The sequence below is a fragment of the Nonomuraea sp. NPDC049141 genome, from assembly GCF_040648415.1.
GTDB lineage: Bacteria > Actinomycetota > Actinomycetes > Streptosporangiales > Streptosporangiaceae > Nonomuraea.
In genome coordinates, this window is record NZ_JBEZDR010000021.1 from 135385 (window position 1) to 153330 (window position 17946).

General features: G+C 70.2%; 21 protein-coding genes. 16 read left to right on the forward strand and 5 right to left on the reverse strand.

All coding sequences use genetic code 11. The annotated features are described in order from the left end of the window. Positions 1-48 precede the first annotated feature (48 nt). Both AB0B91_RS46815 and AB0B91_RS46820 read left to right on the forward strand, forming a co-directional pair. Positions 49-1917 carry a PAS domain-containing sensor histidine kinase gene (locus AB0B91_RS46815; RefSeq protein WP_358335328.1) on the forward strand — a complete coding sequence of 623 codons (1869 nt, stop codon included), beginning with the start codon at positions 49-51 and terminating at the stop codon, positions 1915-1917. A 143-nt stretch (positions 1918-2060) separates the two neighbouring features. Beyond that, a complete protein-coding gene (locus AB0B91_RS46820; protein WP_358335331.1) occupies positions 2061-2492 on the forward strand; it encodes an ATP-binding protein in 432 nt (143 codons plus the stop codon). An 8-nt stretch (positions 2493-2500) separates the two neighbouring features. Here AB0B91_RS46820 and yidC read toward each other — a convergent pair whose 3' ends face one another. From yidC to AB0B91_RS46835, 3 genes are read right to left on the reverse strand one after another with little or no spacing between them, the layout of a single operon-like run. After that, entirely contained in the window at positions 2501-3148 is a 648-nt protein-coding gene (yidC, locus tag AB0B91_RS46825) for a membrane protein insertase YidC (protein WP_358335334.1), read from the reverse strand. A gap of 54 nt (positions 3149-3202) precedes the next feature. Then, a complete protein-coding gene (locus AB0B91_RS46830) occupies positions 3203-3424 on the reverse strand; it encodes a DUF6412 domain-containing protein (RefSeq protein ID WP_358335337.1) in 222 nt (73 codons plus the stop codon). After that, positions 3421-3594: a hypothetical protein gene (locus AB0B91_RS46835; protein WP_214635541.1), complete on the reverse strand. Its 174-nt coding sequence runs from the start codon at positions 3592-3594 to the stop codon at positions 3421-3423. Before AB0B91_RS46835 ends, AB0B91_RS46830 begins: the two co-directional genes overlap by 4 nt. Before the next feature lie 93 nt (positions 3595-3687). Here AB0B91_RS46835 and AB0B91_RS46840 point away from each other — a divergent pair, with 93 nt between their 5' ends. Further along, positions 3688-4386, forward strand: coding sequence for a response regulator transcription factor (locus AB0B91_RS46840; RefSeq protein ID WP_214635393.1), 699 nt, complete (start codon positions 3688-3690; stop codon positions 4384-4386). Beyond that, positions 4383-5495, forward strand: coding sequence for a HAMP domain-containing sensor histidine kinase (locus tag AB0B91_RS46845; protein ID WP_358335340.1), 1113 nt, complete (start codon positions 4383-4385; stop codon positions 5493-5495). Before AB0B91_RS46840 ends, AB0B91_RS46845 begins: the two co-directional genes overlap by 4 nt. 21 nt (positions 5496-5516) lie before the next feature. Here AB0B91_RS46845 and AB0B91_RS46850 read toward each other — a convergent pair whose 3' ends face one another. Next, on the reverse strand, positions 5517-5816 hold the full coding sequence (locus AB0B91_RS46850; protein WP_358335343.1) for a hypothetical protein: 300 nt from the start codon (positions 5814-5816) through the stop codon (positions 5517-5519). A gap of 320 nt (positions 5817-6136) precedes the next feature. Between AB0B91_RS46850 and AB0B91_RS46855 the strand changes: the two genes are divergently transcribed. From AB0B91_RS46855 to AB0B91_RS46910, 12 genes are all read left to right on the forward strand, one after another. After that, on the forward strand, positions 6137-6484 hold the full coding sequence (locus AB0B91_RS46855; protein WP_219537025.1) for an STAS domain-containing protein: 348 nt from the start codon (positions 6137-6139) through the stop codon (positions 6482-6484). After that, positions 6481-7203: a glycosyltransferase gene (locus AB0B91_RS46860; protein WP_358335346.1), complete on the forward strand. Its 723-nt coding sequence runs from the start codon at positions 6481-6483 to the stop codon at positions 7201-7203. The genes AB0B91_RS46855 and AB0B91_RS46860 overlap by 4 nt, the downstream gene beginning before the upstream one ends. 164 nt (positions 7204-7367) lie before the next feature. After that, a complete protein-coding gene (locus AB0B91_RS46865) occupies positions 7368-7823 on the forward strand; it encodes a PaaI family thioesterase (RefSeq protein ID WP_358335349.1) in 456 nt (151 codons plus the stop codon). Next, a complete protein-coding gene (locus AB0B91_RS46870; RefSeq protein ID WP_358335352.1) occupies positions 7820-8206 on the forward strand; it encodes a RidA family protein in 387 nt (128 codons plus the stop codon). Before AB0B91_RS46865 ends, AB0B91_RS46870 begins: the two co-directional genes overlap by 4 nt. Before the next feature lie 84 nt (positions 8207-8290). Beyond that, positions 8291-9106 carry an SAM-dependent methyltransferase gene (locus AB0B91_RS46875; RefSeq protein ID WP_358335355.1) on the forward strand — a complete coding sequence of 272 codons (816 nt, stop codon included), beginning with the start codon at positions 8291-8293 and terminating at the stop codon, positions 9104-9106. Between the two features lie 156 nt (positions 9107-9262). Continuing rightward, positions 9263-9985: an ECF RNA polymerase sigma factor SigK gene (gene sigK, locus AB0B91_RS46880; RefSeq protein WP_358335358.1), complete on the forward strand. Its 723-nt coding sequence runs from the start codon at positions 9263-9265 to the stop codon at positions 9983-9985. Continuing rightward, positions 9982-11019, forward strand: a complete 1038-nt coding sequence (locus AB0B91_RS46885; RefSeq protein ID WP_358335361.1) for an anti-sigma factor — start codon at positions 9982-9984, stop codon at positions 11017-11019. Before sigK ends, AB0B91_RS46885 begins: the two co-directional genes overlap by 4 nt. A gap of 312 nt (positions 11020-11331) precedes the next feature. Then, positions 11332-11853 carry a DUF305 domain-containing protein gene (locus AB0B91_RS46890; RefSeq protein WP_358335364.1) on the forward strand — a complete coding sequence of 174 codons (522 nt, stop codon included), beginning with the start codon at positions 11332-11334 and terminating at the stop codon, positions 11851-11853. A 2-nt stretch (positions 11854-11855) separates the two neighbouring features. Beyond that, positions 11856-12434, forward strand: coding sequence for an MFS transporter (locus AB0B91_RS46895; protein WP_358335367.1), 579 nt, complete (start codon positions 11856-11858; stop codon positions 12432-12434). A gap of 69 nt (positions 12435-12503) precedes the next feature. Then, the gene (locus AB0B91_RS46900) at positions 12504-13241 is read left to right on the forward strand and encodes a YcnI family protein (protein ID WP_358335369.1); all 738 of its coding nucleotides are present in this window, start codon (positions 12504-12506) and stop codon (positions 13239-13241) included. A 165-nt stretch (positions 13242-13406) separates the two neighbouring features. Continuing rightward, the gene (locus AB0B91_RS46905) at positions 13407-14504 is read left to right on the forward strand and encodes a serine hydrolase domain-containing protein (protein ID WP_358335372.1); all 1098 of its coding nucleotides are present in this window, start codon (positions 13407-13409) and stop codon (positions 14502-14504) included. A gap of 17 nt (positions 14505-14521) precedes the next feature. Further along, positions 14522-16756, forward strand: a complete 2235-nt coding sequence (locus AB0B91_RS46910) for a polysaccharide lyase 8 family protein (protein ID WP_358335375.1) — start codon at positions 14522-14524, stop codon at positions 16754-16756. Here AB0B91_RS46910 and AB0B91_RS46915 read toward each other — a convergent pair. Further along, positions 16753-17925 carry a cytochrome P450 gene (locus AB0B91_RS46915; protein ID WP_358335378.1) on the reverse strand — a complete coding sequence of 391 codons (1173 nt, stop codon included), beginning with the start codon at positions 17923-17925 and terminating at the stop codon, positions 16753-16755. The genes AB0B91_RS46910 and AB0B91_RS46915 overlap by 4 nt on opposite strands. Between the last annotated feature and the right edge of the window lie 21 nt (positions 17926-17946).

The following is a 17946-nucleotide window of genomic DNA, read 5'->3' on the forward strand; positions in this document are numbered from 1 at the left end:
CGGACGGATCGCCCGACGAACGCCGCACGCCACAGGCACTATGGAGGTGTGGGTGACGACAGAGCAGGCAGTGACGATGAGATCGCACGCGCGGTGCTCGCCAGCTCGCCCAACGCCGTGATCGCGCTCGACCGGGATCAGACCGTACTCGTCTGGAACCGCGCGGCGGAGCGGCTCTTCGGCTGGTCCGCCGAGGAGCTGCTGGGCCGCAGGGCGCCGATCGTGCCGGGGGAGCTGACAGCGGAGCACAACGCGGTGCTCGAACGCGTGCGCACGGGCGGCCAGGTGTCGCTGCGCACCAAGCGGTTGCGCAGGGACGGCACCGTGCTGGATCTACGGGTCGACACGAGCGCGTTGCTCACGGGCAGCGCCGTCGCGGGCTACGTCTTCGTGCACCACCTGACCGAGGCCGACGAGGCCGCCAGAAATCGCATGGCGCGGCGGGCCAGGCTGGTGCGCCGGCTCACCGACGTGGTCGGTGACATCAACGCCGAGCTGGAGCTGCCCGCGGTCCTCGACCGCATCGCGGCCAGCCTGACCGAGCTGACCGGCGCCGACGCGGGCGGCTTCGTGCTCATCGAGGACGAGCGGCTGCGGCTGGTGAGCGCTCACCAGCTGCCCGACTCGCTCAAGGGCGTGACGGCCGAGCTGCGCACCAGCCTGGTCGGCAAGCTCTTACGCACCGGCAAGACGGTGATGCTGGAGTCACAGGGCCTCGGCGACCTGGTCTGGGCCGAGCTCGACGGGCTGCACACGATCGCGCTCGGGCTGGCCGCGGTCGGCGGGCGTCCCTATGGCGCGCTGTACGCGCTGTTCGCCAAACGCAAGCCCGGCCACCTGGAGCTCGAACTCCTGGAGCTGCTCGCCGGGCACGCCGGCATCGCGGTCGGCAACGCGGTGGCCTACCAGGAGGCGGTACGCCAGCGGGCGCACGAGCGGGCGGTGTTCGACGCCAGCGCCGACGGCATCGCCGTGCTCGACCGCGCGGGGCGGGTCAGCCAGTGGAACCCGGCCGCGGCCGAACTCACCGCGATGCCGGTCGAGGCCGTCCTCGGCGAGCAGTTGCCCTTTCCGCTGCCCAGCCCGGGGGAGAAACTCACCTACCAGTTGGAGACCGGGCGCTGGCTGGACGTGGTCAGCGCCGAGATCGAGGAGACGGGAGAGGTGGTCATCGACTTCCGCGACGTGACCACGGCCAAGGAGCTGGAGGAGGCCAAGGACCTGTTCCTGGCCACGACCAGCCACGAGTTGCGCACGCCCATCACGATCGTGCGCGGGTTCGCCAGCACGCTCGACTCGCGCTGGGACAAGCTGACCGACACCGAGCGCCGCGCCGCCGTCCACACGATCGCCGAGCGGGCCAGGTCGCTCGGGCAGCTCATGGACCACCTGCTGCTCGGTGCCAGGGCGGGCGCCGACGAGCCGCCGGTACGCATCGAGGCGTTCGATCTGGCCGAGCGGATCCACGCGGCCACGCTGGGGCTGCCCGTGCTGTCCGACAGGCACCGGGTCGAGGTGGCCATCTCCGACGCCCTGCCGCAGGTCAGCGGGGACGCGCTGGCCACCGACATCATCCTCGGCCAGCTGCTGGAGAACGCCTTCAAGTATTCGCCGAAGGGCGGCCTGATCAGCGTCGGCGCCTGGCCCGAGGAGGACGCCGTGGTCGTGGTCGTGGACGACGAGGGAGTCGGCATCGCCGCGCCGGACCGCGAACGGGTCTTCGAACGGTTCGTCCAGGTCGACAGTGGTGACCGGCGCAGGTTCGGCGGTGTCGGCCTCGGGCTGTACATCGTCCGCAGTCTCGCCAGGGCTCAGGGCGGCGATGTGAGCGCCCATCCGCGACCCGGCGGAGGCACCCGAATGCGCCTCGTGTTGGGCAACGCTTCTCTTATCCGATCCGACACACCGATGCGGTAACGACGTGGTCACAGTTGAGCTGATCTATCGTCCAATGTGTACAAGCTGTGATCGAGATGCGGTTTCTGGGATCGAGTAACGGGGCATTTCGGTCGTACCGGGGAAGTGTTCCCGTGGGGGGCACTGGGAGCGGGGAGGTGGGTGTGTCAAGCGTGGTGCTACTGCCGTACGCGCCGTCCAGCGTCGCCGTCGCCCGCCAGCGTCTATCCACTGACCTGCAGGATTGCGGTGTCTTCTCCACCGCGATCGACGATGCCGTCCTCGTGGTGAGCGAGCTGCTGAGCAACGCGCTACGGCATGCGCATCCGCTGCCGTCGGGCATGGTCAGGGTGGCCTGGCTGAAGAGCGACGAGCACATCGAGGTGGCGGTGAGCGATGGGGGCGCCTCGACCGAGCCCCGCGCCGGCCGGCCGACCATGTCGTCGCTCGGAGGCAGGGGGCTCGGCATCGTCGAGTACGTCGCGGAGAGCTGGGGAGTCCGCCACGACGGTGACATCACGACGGTGTGGGCGATCCTGCTCGCCCCCAACGGAACGATGAACGGGCAGGTCCACGCACTCAAAGAGGCCGGGTAACCGGGCGCTCAGACCGGCCGGGCGGCCAGGATCGCGCGCTCGCCCGCGACCCACGCCGTGGAGATCAGCAGGTAGAGTCCCGCCGCCAGCGGCAGCACCGCGGCGGCCAGCACCGAGCCGAACGGCATCAGCGGCATCAGTCTGCGGATCATCGCGGGCTGCTCCGCCGGCAGTGTGGCGCTCACCTTCCGGGCCGAAATCCAGGCCACGACCGCGATCAGCGCGATGACCACGGCGAAGACCAGAAATGGCCCACTGACCAGACCGTAATTGGTGACGATTCCAGCGACATGCTGACCCAGCGGAGCGCCCAGCAGGTCGTGGCCGAGGAAGGCGGTCGGGTGCGTGGCGACCCGATACATCACCCACATGAACGGAAGCTGCCCCAATCCCGGCAGGATCGTGGCCAGAGGCGAGGTGCCTTCCTTCGCGTACAGCTTGGTGGTCTCCTTGGCCAGCCGCTCGGGATTACGCGACCACCGCTTCTGCAACTCGCGCAGCTTGGGCGCCAGCCGCTTCTGGATCTGGGTGGCGCGGGCCTGGCGGATGCCGAGCGGCAGCAGCAGGAGGCGTACGGCCACGGTGAACAGCATGATGGCGACCGCGGCGTTGTCGCCGGAGACGGTCAGCAGGAACGAGACGAGAGAGTCGAACATGAGCCCCTTCAATCAAGAAAGATGGATCAGGGCTCACTGAAGAGAGAACCCCGCTTAGCCGGAAGCGGGGCGTGATGACGGAGCTCGTGGCCGCGGCCGACCGGCGGCGGCGGGGTGGCGCAGGCGCTGGAAGGCCGTACGCCGGGCATAGCTCAGCGGGAAGCCGGGCGCGTCGCCGCCGATGGCGGGCAGCAGCCGGGCGGCCCAGGCGGCGAGCAGCAGGATCGCCACCATGGTCACGCCGATGAGCCAAGGATCGAACAGGAAGAGCGTCACCGTGACGAGGACGACTTCCCGACCAGGGTGACGGCGATGAACACCAGAAGGGCGACGACTCCGATGATGAGCGCGACCTTGAGCAGCCCCATGATCATGGGCAGCACGAAGTTGAAAAGTACGAAGAGCCCCAGAAGGGCGCCCAGTACGAGCATGACGACTCGACTCATGCGCCCACCGTACGTCCTGCGGGCATGATCCGCGAGGCTTACGAACCAATGACGTAAGTGTCGATTCGGGGTGCCCCGCCGTACGGTGAAAGAGTGAATACGCGCATCCTGGTGGTCGACGACGACCCGACCGTGGCCGAGGTGGTGGCGCGTTATCTGGAGCGCGACGGGCACGAGGTCGAATGCGTGGGTGACGGCGCGGAGGCGTTGCGCCGGGCGCTCGCCAGGCCGCCCGATCTGATGGTGCTCGACCTGATGCTGCCCAAGATGGACGGGCTGCAGGTGTGCAAGAAGCTCCGGGAGCGCTGGCCGGTCCCGGTGATCATGCTGACCGCGCTCGGCGAGGAGATCGACCGCGTGGTCGGCCTCGAAACCGGCGCCGACGACTACGTGACCAAGCCCTTCAGCCCGCGCGAGCTGGCGCTGCGCGTCCAGTCGGTGCTGCGCCGCGCCCGCGGCGCCTCGGTCACGGGCGGCACGGGCGTGCTGCGTGACGGCGATCTGGTGGTCGACGTCGGGGCCCACGAGGTCGGGCTGCGCGGCGCCGAGGTGATGCTCACCGCCCGCGAGTTCGACCTGCTGGCCTACCTGATGCGCAACCCGCGGCAGGCCTTCAGCCGGTCGGCGCTGCTCGACCAGGTGTGGGGATGGTCCTTCGGCGACTCGTCCACGGTGACCGTGCACGTCAGGCGGCTGCGGGAGAAGATCGAGCCGGACCCGACCGCGCCGCGGAGGATCGTCACGGTCTGGGGTGTGGGATACCGGTACGAACCGCTCGAAGGCCAGCCATGAACCCCCACCCCGCGATGGTGAGCGACCTGGGGATGATCGTGGCGGTCACCGCGGGGCTGGGGCTGCTGGTGGGCGTCCTGGGCGTGTCCGTGATGTGGTGGCTGCGTACTCGCTCGATCGGGGTCATGCTGGCTGTTGTTATGGTGGTCGCGATCGCGGCCACGCTGGCCGGCGTGGTGGCGATCACGCTCAAGATGATCATCGAGGGCTCGGTCAAGGACATCGTGCTCAGCGTGGTGGCCGTCGGTGGGCTGGTCGGGCTGGGAGTGGCGTTCGTGCTGGCCAGGCGGGTCGTGGGCGAGAGCAGGCGGCTGGTGGCGGCCGTACGCGACCTGCCGTTCACCGCGCCCAAGGGGCTGCCGTCGGAACTGCAGACGATCGCGAACACGCTGGAGGAGGCGTACGAGCGGGAGCGCGCCCTGGAGGGGGCGCGACGCGAGCTCGTCGCCTGGGTGAGCCACGACCTGCGTACCCCGCTCGCCGGGATGCGGGCGATGGCCGAGGCGCTCGAAGACGGGGTGGTGTCCGACCCCGTGACCGTCGCGCGCTATCACCACCAGATCAAGCTGCAGGTGGAGCGGCTGTCGGCGATGGTCGACGACCTGTTCGAGCTGTCCCGGATCCATGCCGGGGCGCTACGGCTCTCTCCAGTCCGGATCGGGCTCGCCGACCTGGTCGCCGACACGCTCGCGGGGGCCGAGCCGCTGGCCCGTGCCAAGGGGGTGCGGCTGACCGCCGAGGCCGCCGAGGCGGTGCCCGTGCGGGCGGACGCGAACGCCCTGGGCCGGGCGCTGGGAAACCTGGTCGTCAACGCGATCAGGCACACGCCGTCGGACCGCACGGTGGTGTTGCGGGCGGCCGTCGACTCGGGCATGGCGTGCCTGTCGGTCAGCGACTGCTGCGGTGGCATCCCCGACGAGGACCTGCACCGGGTGTTCGAGGTGGCCTTCAGGGGCGAAGCGGCCCGGACCCCGGCCAAAGACGGCGGGGCCGGGCTCGGCCTGGCGATCGCCCAGGGCATCGTGGAGGCGCACGACGGGGTGATCGGCGTGGTCAACGACGGGCCGGGCTGCCGCTTCGAGATCCGGCTGCCGCTGGTCCCGGGATAGCGCCTCCATCAGGTCGGGACTTCAACCGGACTCCGGAAGGGTGCCGTCGTGGCCGCCGCCGAACGACTCCGACATCGCGCGGAACGTCGGGCACGGCCAGCGCCACATGCAACTCCGGCACCGCAGGATGGGATTGTCGGAGTCGCTGGTGATGCCTCCCGCGTCGCGCGGCTGGTGGAGGTCGAACAGCCGCAGCCCGAGCTCGGAGAATCTGAGCAGGTCGTCGCGGGCGTCGGCGAGGAAGTCGAGGTCCTCGCCGGCGAGTTTCGTGTGTATGGGGACGAAGCCTTCGTGATTGACGAGGCTACGCAGGCGTCCCACTTTGTCATGCCACGAGGTGGCCTTCTCGGTGCGAATGAGGATGGCTTCCAGTCGTTCGCGGAGTCGCTGTCGGTGTGGATCTTCGGATCTGTCTGTTCTCATGAATGCTCGGGCCCGTGTCGCCCGGCCCCTCCTTCTCAGTGAAGTAGTGACCAGAAGCGAGGTGCCGGGCCGCCCCCCTCTCCGGCCATGCCGGTGTCACACAGTCAAGCTTCGCGTACTCTCTGTTTTCATGGAGCCCAAACGGAGGACAAAAACCTGTGCTTCCCCTATCGGCGTGACAACGTGACCGGAAGGCTCCGCGCCGCTAGCCTGCCCATGTGGAGCTCAAGGTCTCGACTCGATCACATGCCGGCCATGCGCTAGTCGCCATCACCGGTGAAATCGACCTCTATACGGCACCCCACCTGCAGGCGGAGTTCGCTCGGCTGCTGCAGGACGGGCCCAGCCGCGTGGTCATCGACATGTCCGGCGTGGATTTCTGCGATTCCACGGGGATGAACGTGCTGCTGTCCGCGCTCAAACGCGTCAAGGAGCAGGGCGGGGCGCTCGACGTCGCCGCCCCCAGGCCGGCCGTGCGGAAGATTCTGCAGGTCACCGGCCTCGATTCGGTCTTCACCGTGCATGACGAGGTGCCGCAGGAGTTCCTCATCACCGAGGGCTCATGACGGACACGGCGGTCATCATCCCGGCCAAGGACGAGGCCGACCGCATCGGTGCCACGGTCACCGCGGCGCTCGCCCTGCCGGGCGTCGACCTGGTCGTGGTCGTCGACGACGGTTCGACCGACCAGACGGGCCGGGTGGCGCGGGCCGCGGGAGCCAGGGTGGTCCGCCACAGCCGCAACCGCGGCAAGGCGGCGGCCATGGAGTCCGGTGCCGAAGCCGTGCGTCTGCTCGACGGTGAGACGCCGCACCACTTACTTTTCCTGGACGCCGATCTGGGCGAGACAGCGCGGGCCGCGGCTCCGCTCATCGAGCCGGTGCGTGCCGGCACGGCCGACATGACCATCGCGGTCTTCGTCACCCGCGTCAGGCTGGGCGGCCACGGCCTGGTCGTCCGCCTGTCCAGGGACGGCATCCGCAGAGCCACCGGCTTCGAGGCCGCTCAGCCGCTCAACGGCCAGCGGTGCATCACCAGAGACGCCTTCGAGGCCGCCCGGCCGCTGGCGCACGGGTTCGGTGTGGAGACGGCGCTGACGATCGACCTGCTGCGCAAGGGATACCGCGTGGAGGAGGTCGAGGTGGAGATGGCCCATCGGGCCACCGGCACGGACTGGCGGGCCCAGGTGCATCGGGCCAGGCAACTGCGGGACGTGGCACGCGCGCTCGCCACCCGGGAGCCGCTAATCACCCAAAACCTCAACAAACTCCGCCCCAAGCACTAGCCCCCTGCGTCGCTGAATCCGGCAAACTTCGTCAGCTTCCCGATCCACTGGGAAAGGGCCGTTTTCCCGCGTCGTGTTTGCCGTGGTGCTTTGCCGTGGTGCGCGGGTCGCCTCCGAGCCGCCGGCGGCGGAACTGTCGGCGCGGGCCTGTTGAATACGGGCTCATGGACACCGAACCGCAGAGGCGTGGGCCGTTCTGGGAGATGCTGGCCGGGCGGGTCCCGCCGCCCGCCGCGGCCGAGACGCTGGGCTGGGAGCTGATCGAGGTGGATCCCGACCAGGGCACCATCGAGGTGGCGTTCAAGGCGAGCGAGCGGTTCGTCAATCCGATCGGTGTGATCCAGGGCGGGTTCCTCGCCGCGATGCTCGACGACACGCTGGGTCCCGCGCTGGTCGCGACGCTGCCGGCGGACCAGTTCGCGGTCACCCTCGACCTGCACGTCCAATACCTCCGCCCGGCGCGGCCGGGGCGGCTCACCGGCCGGGGACGGGTGGTGCGGCGCGGCAGGGAGGTGTGCTTCCTGGCCGGCGAGCTCATCGCGCCCGACGGCAAGACCGTGGCCGTGGCCACCGCGACCGCGCACCTCCAGACCCGCCGCGACCGAGAGACTGCGGTGTGATCAAACTCATCCCCATCAACGCCGAAAGCGCTCCTGAAGCCCTCGGCGGCTACACGCAGGCACTGGTGGTCGAGGGGGCGTCCAGGCTGCTGTTCATCAGCGGTCAGATCCCGCAGACCCGAGAGGGCACGGTTCCCGAGGGCTTCGAAGCGCAGTGCAGGCTCGCGTGGTCCAACGTCGTCGCCGCCGTGCGCGAGGCGGGCCTGGAGGTGTCGAGCCTGGTCAAGGTGACGACGTTCCTGTCCGATCGCCGATACGCGGACCTCAACGGCGCGATACGCCGGGAGGTGCTCGGTGAGCACGCTCCGGCGCTGACGGTGATCATCGCCGAGATCTTCGACAGCGAATGGCTTCTGGAGATCGAGGCCGTCGCCGCCGGGTGAGATCACGTACCCGAAATAGGCCACTAAAGTAGCCCTTGGACGAGTGTGGCCAGGGGCCACGGTCACCCTCTGGAATGGAGTGTCATGAGCGATGACAGCCCCGCCGGCCAGTCCGCCTGGGACCGCATTGACACGACCATCCCCCATTCAGCCCGCGTGTGGAACTATCTGCTGGGCGGCAAGGACAACTTCGCGCCCGATCGTGAGGCCGGCGAGCTGCTCCTCCGGACATTTCCCGACTTTGCCGAGGTTGCTCGGCTGCAGCGTGAATTCCTCATCCGTGCGGTGACGTACCTGGTGGAGGAGACCGGTGTCCGGCAATTCCTGGACATCGGCACCGGCTTGCCGACGGCCAACAACATCCACGAGGTCGCCCAGCGCACCGCGCCCGAGACCCGGGTGGTCTACGTCGACAACGACCCCATCGTGCTGGTCCACGCCCGTGCCCTGCTGACCAGCACCCATCCGGGCGTCACCGCGTACATCGACGCCGACGTGCGCGACCCCGACGTGATCCTCGAAGGCGCGGCCAAGACCCTCGACTTCAGCGAGCCGATCGCCCTGGTGATGCTGAGCATCGCCGGGCAACTGCCCGACGAGGACGACCCGTGGGCGATCGTCCGCCGGCTGATGGCCGCGTTACCGTCGGGCAGCTACCTGGTGCTCAGCGACGGCACCAACACCAACCCGGCCTTGATGGAGGCCGTCAGCGCCTACAACAAGGCCGCCGCCAACTCCTATCACCTGCGCGCTCCCGCCCAGATCGGCACCTTCTTCGAGGGACTCGACCTCGTCGAGCCCGGCGTCGTCCCCACTCCCGAGTGGCGGCGGCCGGCCGATGCGTGGGATGAGCCGTCCAAGCTGGTGAGCGCGGTGTGTGGCGTCGCGCGTAAGTCATAACGACTGCTGGAGGTCCCTCGCGCCGCCTGGCCGCTCCGTGGGTTGAGCGCGGAATGTGGCATCGCGCCTAAGCCGTACGGGTTTCTGGACATCCATTGCGCTCTCTGATCCGAACCACCTATGGTCGGCGCCGCGTCGACCACCGTTGGAGGGTGCATGGAAGCGGGACGCGAACCGGGCCGCATCGCAGCGGGACGCGAGCCGAACCGCATCGAGCCGAACCGCATCGAGCCGAACCGCTTCGAGGCGGGACACGAGTCGGGTCGCTTCGCAGCGGGACGTGAGCCTGGTCGTTTCGAGACGGGACGGGAGCCGGGCCGCGGGGGTGGGCAGCCGCCGGGGGTCGAGGAGTTGCTGGAGGCCACCGCGCGGGGTGACAGGGTGGCGTTCGAGCGGCTGTACGAGGCGGTGGCGCCGCGAGTGTTCGGGCTGGTGCTGCGGGTGCTTCGGGACCGGGCCCAGAGCGAAGAGGTCGCTCAGGAGGTGCTCGTGGAGGTGTGGCGCAACGCGGCCCGCTTCCAGTCGGGGCGGGGCTCGGGGCTGGCGTGGGTGCTGACGATCGCGCACCGCCGCGCCATCGACCGGGTCCGCTCGTCTCAGGCGAGCATGGACCGCGAGGAGCGGGCGGCCCGGATGGAGGTGTACCGGCCCTTCGACGAGGTGGTCGAATCCGTTGAGGGCCGGCTGGAACGCGATCGCCTGCGCCGCTGCCTGCAGGGCCTGACCGCGCTGCAGCGAGAGTCGGTCACCATCGCTTATTACGGCGGATACTCCTATCGTGAGGTTGCTGAGCTGGTCAAAGTACCGCTCGCGACGGTGAAGACCAGGATGCGCGACGGGCTGATCCGGCTGCGCGACTGCCTGGGGGTGGAACGATGAGGGGTACGTCCGGCGGGCCCGATCCGCACACGCTGGTGGGCGCGTACGCGCTGGACGCCATTGACGACGAGATCGAACGGCACCGCTTCGAGGACCATCTGGCCGGGTGCCCTGATTGCGCCCTGGAGGTCGCGGGGTTCGCCGAGACGGCCGCCCGGCTGGGTTCCGCTGTGGCCATCGAGCCGCCGCCCGGCCTGAAGGAACGGGTCTTCGCCCAGATCGACCAGGTCCGGCAGGCCCCGCCGACCGTCGCCGACCCCACCCACCAGTGGCAGTCCCAGCGGCGGCCAGAGGAGTGGGCAGAGGGACAGCCGGTGGGACAGCCGGACGAGTGGTCGGAGGGGCGGCCAGGGGGTCGGCCGGATCAGTGGTCAGGTGGGCGGACGCCGGGTCGGCCGACGGAGCGGTCGGACGAGTGGGCGGAAGGGCGGCCGGCGGGTCGGTCCGAGGAGTGGTCAGGGGAGTGGGCCGAGGGACGGCCGGCGGGTCGGTCCGAGGAGTGGGCCGAGCGACGGGCGCAGCGAGGGTCACGGCGGCGCCCAGAGGGACGGGCGCGGCGGCGGTCACGGTGGCGGCCGTTGGTGGCGGCCGTGGGTGTTGCCGCCTGTCTGGCAGCGGTCGCCGTGTTCGGTACGGTCGCCTTGCAGGCCCGCAACGAGCTGGACCAGGTACGGCGTACAGACCGTGAGGTCGCCGCTGTGCTGACGGCGCCGGACTCCCGTACCGCCACGGCCTCGGCCCGGCAGGGCGGTCGTGGCACGGTGGTCGTGTCACGCTCGCAGGGCAAGATGGTCTTCCTGGCGGCGGGGCTGGCCGATCTTCCGGCAGGCAGCGTGTACCAGCTCTGGCAACTGGCCCCTGGGCAGATCAGGTCGGCCGGACTACTCACCGCCGACGCCACAGGCCACATCGTGCCGGTGATCACCGCACCGGGACCCGGGGTGGCCAAGATCGGCGTGACCGTAGAACCGACCGGCGGCTCCGCGCAGCCGACCACCAAGCCACTGTTCCTGGTGAACCTGCCCACCACCTGACCGGAAACGGCTCCTGGCTCGGGTCGGTCACCCGGCTCGGGTCGGTCATCCGGCTCCGGTCGGCCAGTCGGGCCCGGTTGGTCATCCGGCTTCGATCGGCGCCGGCCGGTCGGCCGGTCCGGGATCGTGCCGGTCCGGGACAGCGGCCATCCATCCGGGGGGCCGTGACGAATACCTGGTGCGGCCGCACCGGCGAGCGCGTCACCCTTGGCCATCTCGTGAGTGGCGCGCCAACCGGTCTGTTGTTGAACTGTTATTCGGCGCGCCACGTATCTCCACGTGACCCATCCCCCCACCCCAGCAAGGGGAAGCATGCGTTGGACCACGATTGCCGGCGCGCTGTTGTGCGTAGCGCTGGCCGGCGGCTGTGCCTCATCAGCGGCGGGAGCGCCCGCCGCCATGGCCGCCTATGACCAGGAAGACATCAAGTTCAGCCAGGAAATGATCACCCACCATCGCCAGACCATTCAGCTGACCGAGCTGGTCGCGCAACGTACCACCACGCCGTACGTACGCGAGCTGAGCGAGAAGCTGGAGGCCAGTGAGAAGGCCGACATCCAGAAGATGTCGTCGTGGCTGAAGTCCTGGCAGGTGGCCGTGCCGCCCGAGGACGCCAAGGGCGTCGCCAAGCAGGTCGCCCAGCTGACCCCGAAGTCCGGCAAGGCCTTCGACAAGCTCTGGCTGTCGCTGATCTCGGCGCACCTCGACCACGGCGTCATGATGGCCTCGGCCGCGCAGAGCGGCGGGAAGCACGGTCCCACGATCGAGATGGCGGCCCGGCTCGTCACCGAGCAGACTGCCGAGATCGCGAAGATCAAGGAGCAGCTGGCCTGACCGTGACTCGTACCCAGGATTCGTGGCGGCAGGTGGGCGTGACGCGCGCCCGGATGCCGTTGCGCCTCGCGCGGTCGGCCTCGTTCACGGTCGTCTGCGTGGCCCTGTCCGCCATCGGGCACTGGCTGGCGGGTGGCACCGCACCCGGGCCGGCCATGGTCGCGGGCGCGGGCGCCGTCGTACTGGCCGCGGCCACCGCGATGGCAGGCAGGGAACGATCCCGGGCGCTGATCGTCGGGCTGCTCGGCACGGCGCAGGTGGGCCTGCACGTGCTGTTCGCCTCGCAGGGGGAGACCCCGCATTTGGCCGGGGTGCACGGTCAGAGCACCTGGCCGGGCATGTTCCTGTGCCACGCCGTCGCCACGCTGCTGACCGCGTGGTGGCTGGCCGGTGGCGAGGCCGCGCTCTGGTCGCTGCTGCGCCGTCTCGCCGCGCGCGCCGTACGGATCCTCCCGCCCGTCAACGACCCCATGTGGCCGCTCGCCGCTCCCGTGGCCGCGGACCTCGTTCCCGACCGGCCGCGCGAGCACATGTTGCGGTACGCGGTCGTACGGCGCGGACCTCCATTTCGTCCTGCCTGACTCACCAACGACGCGAGCAACCTGCTTCAGCGTCATGTCCGGCATTTCGGAAAACGAAGTGGAGCCCCCATGCTTTACCGCCGAATCGGCACTATCGCCGCGGCAGCCCTGGCCCTCACGGTCGGCCTCTCCCTGCCCGCCCTCGCACATGTCTCGATCAACCCCGGCACCGCGGAGAAGGGCGGCTGGACCAAGCTCGCCTTCCGGGTGCCCAACGAGCGTGACGACGCCTCGACCACCAAGCTCGTCGTCACCTTCCCCACCGACCACCCCCTGCCCTTCGTCTCGGTCAAGCCCGTGCCCGGCTGGAAGGCCGAGCTGACCGAGGGCAAGCTGCCCGAGCCCATCGTCGCCGACGATGGGGACAAGGTCACCGAATCCGTTCTGAAGATCACCTGGACCGGCGGCAAGATCGAGCCGGGACAGTTCCAGGAGTTCGAGGTGTCGGTCGGGCCACTGCCCAAGGACGTGGACGAGATCGCCTTCCCCACCGAGCAGACCTATTCCGGTGGCGACGTCGTCAAGTGGGCGGATGAGCCGAAAGCCGACGGCACCGAGGCGGAGCATCCGACACCCACGCTGAAGCTGGTGGCGGCCTCCAGCGAGGAGCACGCTGGGATGGCCATGCCCGCGGCGGCTCCGCCCTCCGCGCAGTCCGCGCAGAGCGTCGCCATGATGAAGCAGGGCGCTGCTTCGCCGATGTCCGACGGCACCGCCCGGATCATGGGTGTGGCCGGCATCATCGTCGGCCTCGTGGGCGGCGGCATCGGGCTGGTCGGCTTCAGACGGCGCTCGACGACCGCCTAGCGCGTCGGCCTCGGGACGCACTCGACGGCCGCCTGGCGTGCCGCCTCGGGTCGCAGCGCGGCCGTCGAGCGCGTCAGCGACAACCGTTCAGCGCCGCTTCCGATGAGTTTGCGGTGGCTAGTCTGTCTGTACCTGTGACAGCGGTAGCAGGCGGAGGGAGCGGGGATGAGCGACATCCAGCAGCGGGTTCAGCAGGCCATCGACCGGATGGTCGAGTCGGGGGCGGAGCGTGGCGTGCAGGTCGCCGTCCTCCTGCACGGCGAGCAACTGGTGGACGCGGTCGCCGGGGTCGCGGACCCGGCGACCGGACGGCCGGTGACGCCGGGCAGCGTGTTCTACAACTACTCGATCGGGAAGGCGGCGACCGCGACGGTGGTGCACGTGCTCGCCGAGCGCGGCGCCTTCTCGTACGACACGCGCGTGGCGGAGCTGTGGCCGGAGTTCGCCGCGCACGGGAAGGGCGCGGCGACCGTCCGGCACGTGCTGACCCACGCGGCCGGTGTGCCGGGCGTGCCGGCGGACACCACCGTGGAAGACCTGTGCGACTGGGACAAGATGTGCGCGGCGATCGCCGACGCCGAGCCGTGGTGGGAGCCGGGCGCCGCGGTCGGCTATCACGCCTACACCTTCGGCTACATCCTCGGTGAGATCGTCCGCCGGGCGACCGGTAAGCCCATCTCGCAGGTGCTGCGCGAGGAGGTGACCGGGCCGCTGGGTGTGGCCGACGAGCTCTACTTCGGTATGCCGGCCACCGAGCACGGCCGGTTGGCCCGGCTGGAGGACCCGGAGGGGGCAGCGGAGATGATGGCGGGCCTGCCCGCGGACTCGCCGATGTTCAGGGCGGGGCCGGCGGTGACGTTCCCGTCGGCCGCTCTCGGCAACCGGGTGGACGTTCTGGAGGCCGACATCCCGGCGGGTGGCAAGACCTCGGCCCGCGCCATCGCGCGCATGTACGCCGCCCTCATGGGCGACGTCCCCGGGGTGCGCCTGATCTCGCCGGAGCGGCTGCGCGAGGTCACGGCCGTCACCGCCGAGGGCATCGACCAGGTCTTCGGTAATCCGGCCACGTGGGGGCTGGGGTTCGCCATCGGCCTGCCGGGTGTCGCCGAGCCGGTGACGAGCGCGTTCGGGATGGGCGGGGCGGGCGGGAGCTTCGCGTACGGGGACACGGCCAGCGGCATCGCGTTCGCGGTGACCAAGAACCGGCTGACCCCCGACTTCTCCGCCGCCACCGAGCTCATCGGCATCGTCACGAAGGGCTGATCCGCAATAATCCCCCCGTGAACGGATATTCCCGGCGATTATTCCTCCGGCTCGGCGGTGCCGCCGTGGCCGGAGGGCTGATCCCCACCGCGCGGACCGCCCACGCGGTGGACTTCGCGCTCCTGCGCCGCCGGTGGCAGGACGTGACGGCGGGAGCGGGGTTCGACCCGGCTGTCGAGCCGTACCGGACCAGGCTGGCGCGGTTGGGCGCGACGGCGGCCGGCTACCGGGACACCATGGCGCCGGCCGGCACGTCGCTCTGGCCCGGCCTGGTGTTCCCGTCCTTCGCCGAGACCACGGTGCGGCTGCAGGCCATGGCCCGCGCGTACGCCCTGCCCGGGACCGGCCTGACCGGCGACGCGAGCCTGGGAACGACCGTCGCCACCGGCCTCGACCACTACCGGCGGCAGGTGTACGCGGCCGGCGCCCGCCCGGCCGGCAACTGGTGGCCCTGGCAGATCGGCGTTCCGAAGCGGCTCCTCGACGTGGCTCTGCTGATCGGCCCGCACCTGACGGACCGGCAGAGCAGGGCACTGAGCGAGGCCGTGGACCACTTCGTCCCCGAATGGCGCCTGGCGGACTACAGCGGCAACAGCACCGGAGCCAACCGGGTGGACCTGTGCACGGTGACGCTGCTGCGCGCCATCCTCAGAGCCGACCCGGACAAGGCCGCGCTGGCCGTCTCGGCGCTGTCCCCGGTCTTCCCGTACGTCACCGAAGGCGATGGCTTCTACCGGGACGGCTCGTTCATCCAGCACACGTCCGTCCCCTACCAGGGCGGGTACGGAGCCGTGATGCTGTCCGGCCTCGCGACGCTGTTCGCGGTGCTGCGTGGCACGCCGTGGGAGATCACCGCCCCGAACATCTTCGACATGGTCGAGCGGTCGTTCGTGCCGTTCGTCCACGACGGCTTCTGCATGGACCTCGTCAGCGGGCGCGGGATCGGCCGGGATCCGTACGGTGACCACAGGAGGGGAAGGATGATCGCCTCGGCGATCCTGCTGCTGGGTGACGCGGCGCCCGCCGCGGCGCGGACCCGCTGGCAGGGTCTGGTCAAGGGCTGGGCGGTGCGTGACACGGTCAAGCCCATGCTCGACGAGGCCGACCTCGGGTTCCACGCCCGCCTCGCCGCCGTCCTGGACGACGACGCGATCCCCGCCTCGCCGGAACCGGCCGGGCACCGGCTGCTGCCCATGAGCGCCCGCGCGGTCCATCGCGGGCCGGGCTGGTGCGCGGGCCTCAGCATGGCCTCCTCCCGGATCGGCCACTACGAGCACGGCAACGGTGAGAACACGCGCGGCTGGCACACCGGCTCCGGAATGCTCTACTGGTGGGCCAAGGGCCACGGCGACCAGTACTCCGACTCGTTCTGGCCGACCGTCGACCCGTACCGGCTGCCGGGCACGACCGTCTCCACCAAGCGGCTGGCCGACGGCGCCGGCGAGGGATGGGGTGCCACCTGCCCGCCGGGCCGCTGGGTGGGCGGGGCCACGGACGGCACGTACGCGGCGGTTGGCCAGCACCTGAACGGCTTCGAGAGCACGATGGAGGCGTTCAAGTCGTGGTTCTTCCTGGACGACGCCGTGGTCTGCCTGGGTGCCGGGATCACCGGGCGGGACGGCGTACCGGTGGAGACCATCGTGGACAACCGCAGGACGGGCGCGCTGCTCACACTCGATCAGAAGGCGGGCTGGGCGCATCTGGCGGGCCACGGCGGCTACGTCTTCCACGGCCTCCTGCACACCTCGCGCGAGAGCCGCACGGCCGGCTCGGTGACCCGGAATTATGTGACCCTCTGGCTCGACCACGGGGTCGACCCGGACGCGGCCGGTTACGTCTACTCGCTCCTTCCGGGCGCGACCCCGGCCCGGACCCGGGCCCGCGCCACGGACCCGGCCTGGCTGCGGGTGCTCGTCAACACCGCACGGCAGCAGGGGGTCCAGGTGCCGTCGCTCGGCCTGACCGCCGTCAACTTCTGGAACGCCGGAGTCGTCGGCGGCCTGACCGCGTCCGCTCCCTGCGCGGTGCTCGTCAGGGAGCGCGACGACGGCACGGCCACGGTGACCGTGTCGGATCCCCGGCGCGACCTGAGCGAGCTGACCGTGACCTGGGACCGGCCGGTGACCCGGGTGCTCCGTGGCCATCCGCTCCTGGCCGGTGCCACGACCGGCGCGAAGCTCACGCTCAAGTGGGGACGGCTGTCGGACCGGGGCGGCAGCTCCAAGACGATCACCGTACGGCTGGGCCGCTAGCGTGGTGTGATCGTCGTCGGCAGCCGGGTGTATCCGCGCACGCTCGAACTACGGGCCAGCACCGCGTGCTCCAGGTGCACTTCGTAGTCGGGCCGCACCACCGCGGACACCTCGCGCAGCACGACCCGGGCCTCCAGGCGGGCCAGGGCGGCGCCCACGCAGAAGTGCCGGCCTACGCCGAACGCCAGCGTCTCGGAGGTGTCCCGGCCGATCTGGAAGCGCTCAGCGTCAGGGAAGACCCGTTCGTCCCGGTTCGCGGCGCCCATGAGCAGCAGCATCATGGAGTCGGCGGGGACCGTCTCGTCGTATAGCCGCACGTCGCGCGTCACCCGCCGGGCGGTGTACTGGGAGGGCCCCTCGAACCGCAGGCTCTCCTCCACCCACGCGTCGACGTCGGCGAACGCGCGCTCGCGCTGGTCCGGGTACTGCCAGGCCAGGCGCCAGGCGGTGCCCAGCAGCTTGATCGTCGTCTCGTTCCCCGCGGTCCCCAGCAGCATGAGCGTCGCCACCACGTCACCGCGATCGAGCCGATCCCCGTCGATCTCCGCTTCGAGCAGGGCCGTGGCGAGGTCCTCACGGGGCCGGCGCCGCCGCTCTTCGACAAGTTCGTGGTAGTAACCGGCCAGTTGTGTCACCGCGTCGCGCAGTCTGTCGGTCAGGCGGCCGTCGATGTCCTCGCGCTCCATGATCGCCTCTGACAGGCGCTGCAGCAGGGGCCGGTCCGCTTCCGGAACGCCGATGAGCTCCGAGATGACGTCGACCGGGATCATGCTCGCGAAGTCCGCGACGAAGTCGAACGCCTCCTTGTCCAGCCCCGGCTCCAGGTAGCCCCGGGTGAGCTCGGCGATGCGCGGCCGGAGCCGTTCGACCCGTGCGGGGGTGAACCCGCGGGCGATCAGCGCGCGGATCCGGCTGTGGTCGGGCGGGTCCATCGCCAGGAACGACATGGTGTTCCGCGCGTCGGGGCCCCATTGCTCGATCACCGCGCCGTGGTCGCTGGAGTAGAGCTCGAAGTCCCGCCAGGCCGACTCGACGTCCCGGTGGCGGGACAGCGCCCAGAAGTGGGGGGCCGATTCGTGGTGGTAGAGCGGGGCTTCCTCCCGTAGCCGCTGGTACGTGGGGTACGGATCGGTGCGTAACACAGGGTCGTTGGGGTTGTACACGATCACGATCGGCCGCCTCCTTCTGCC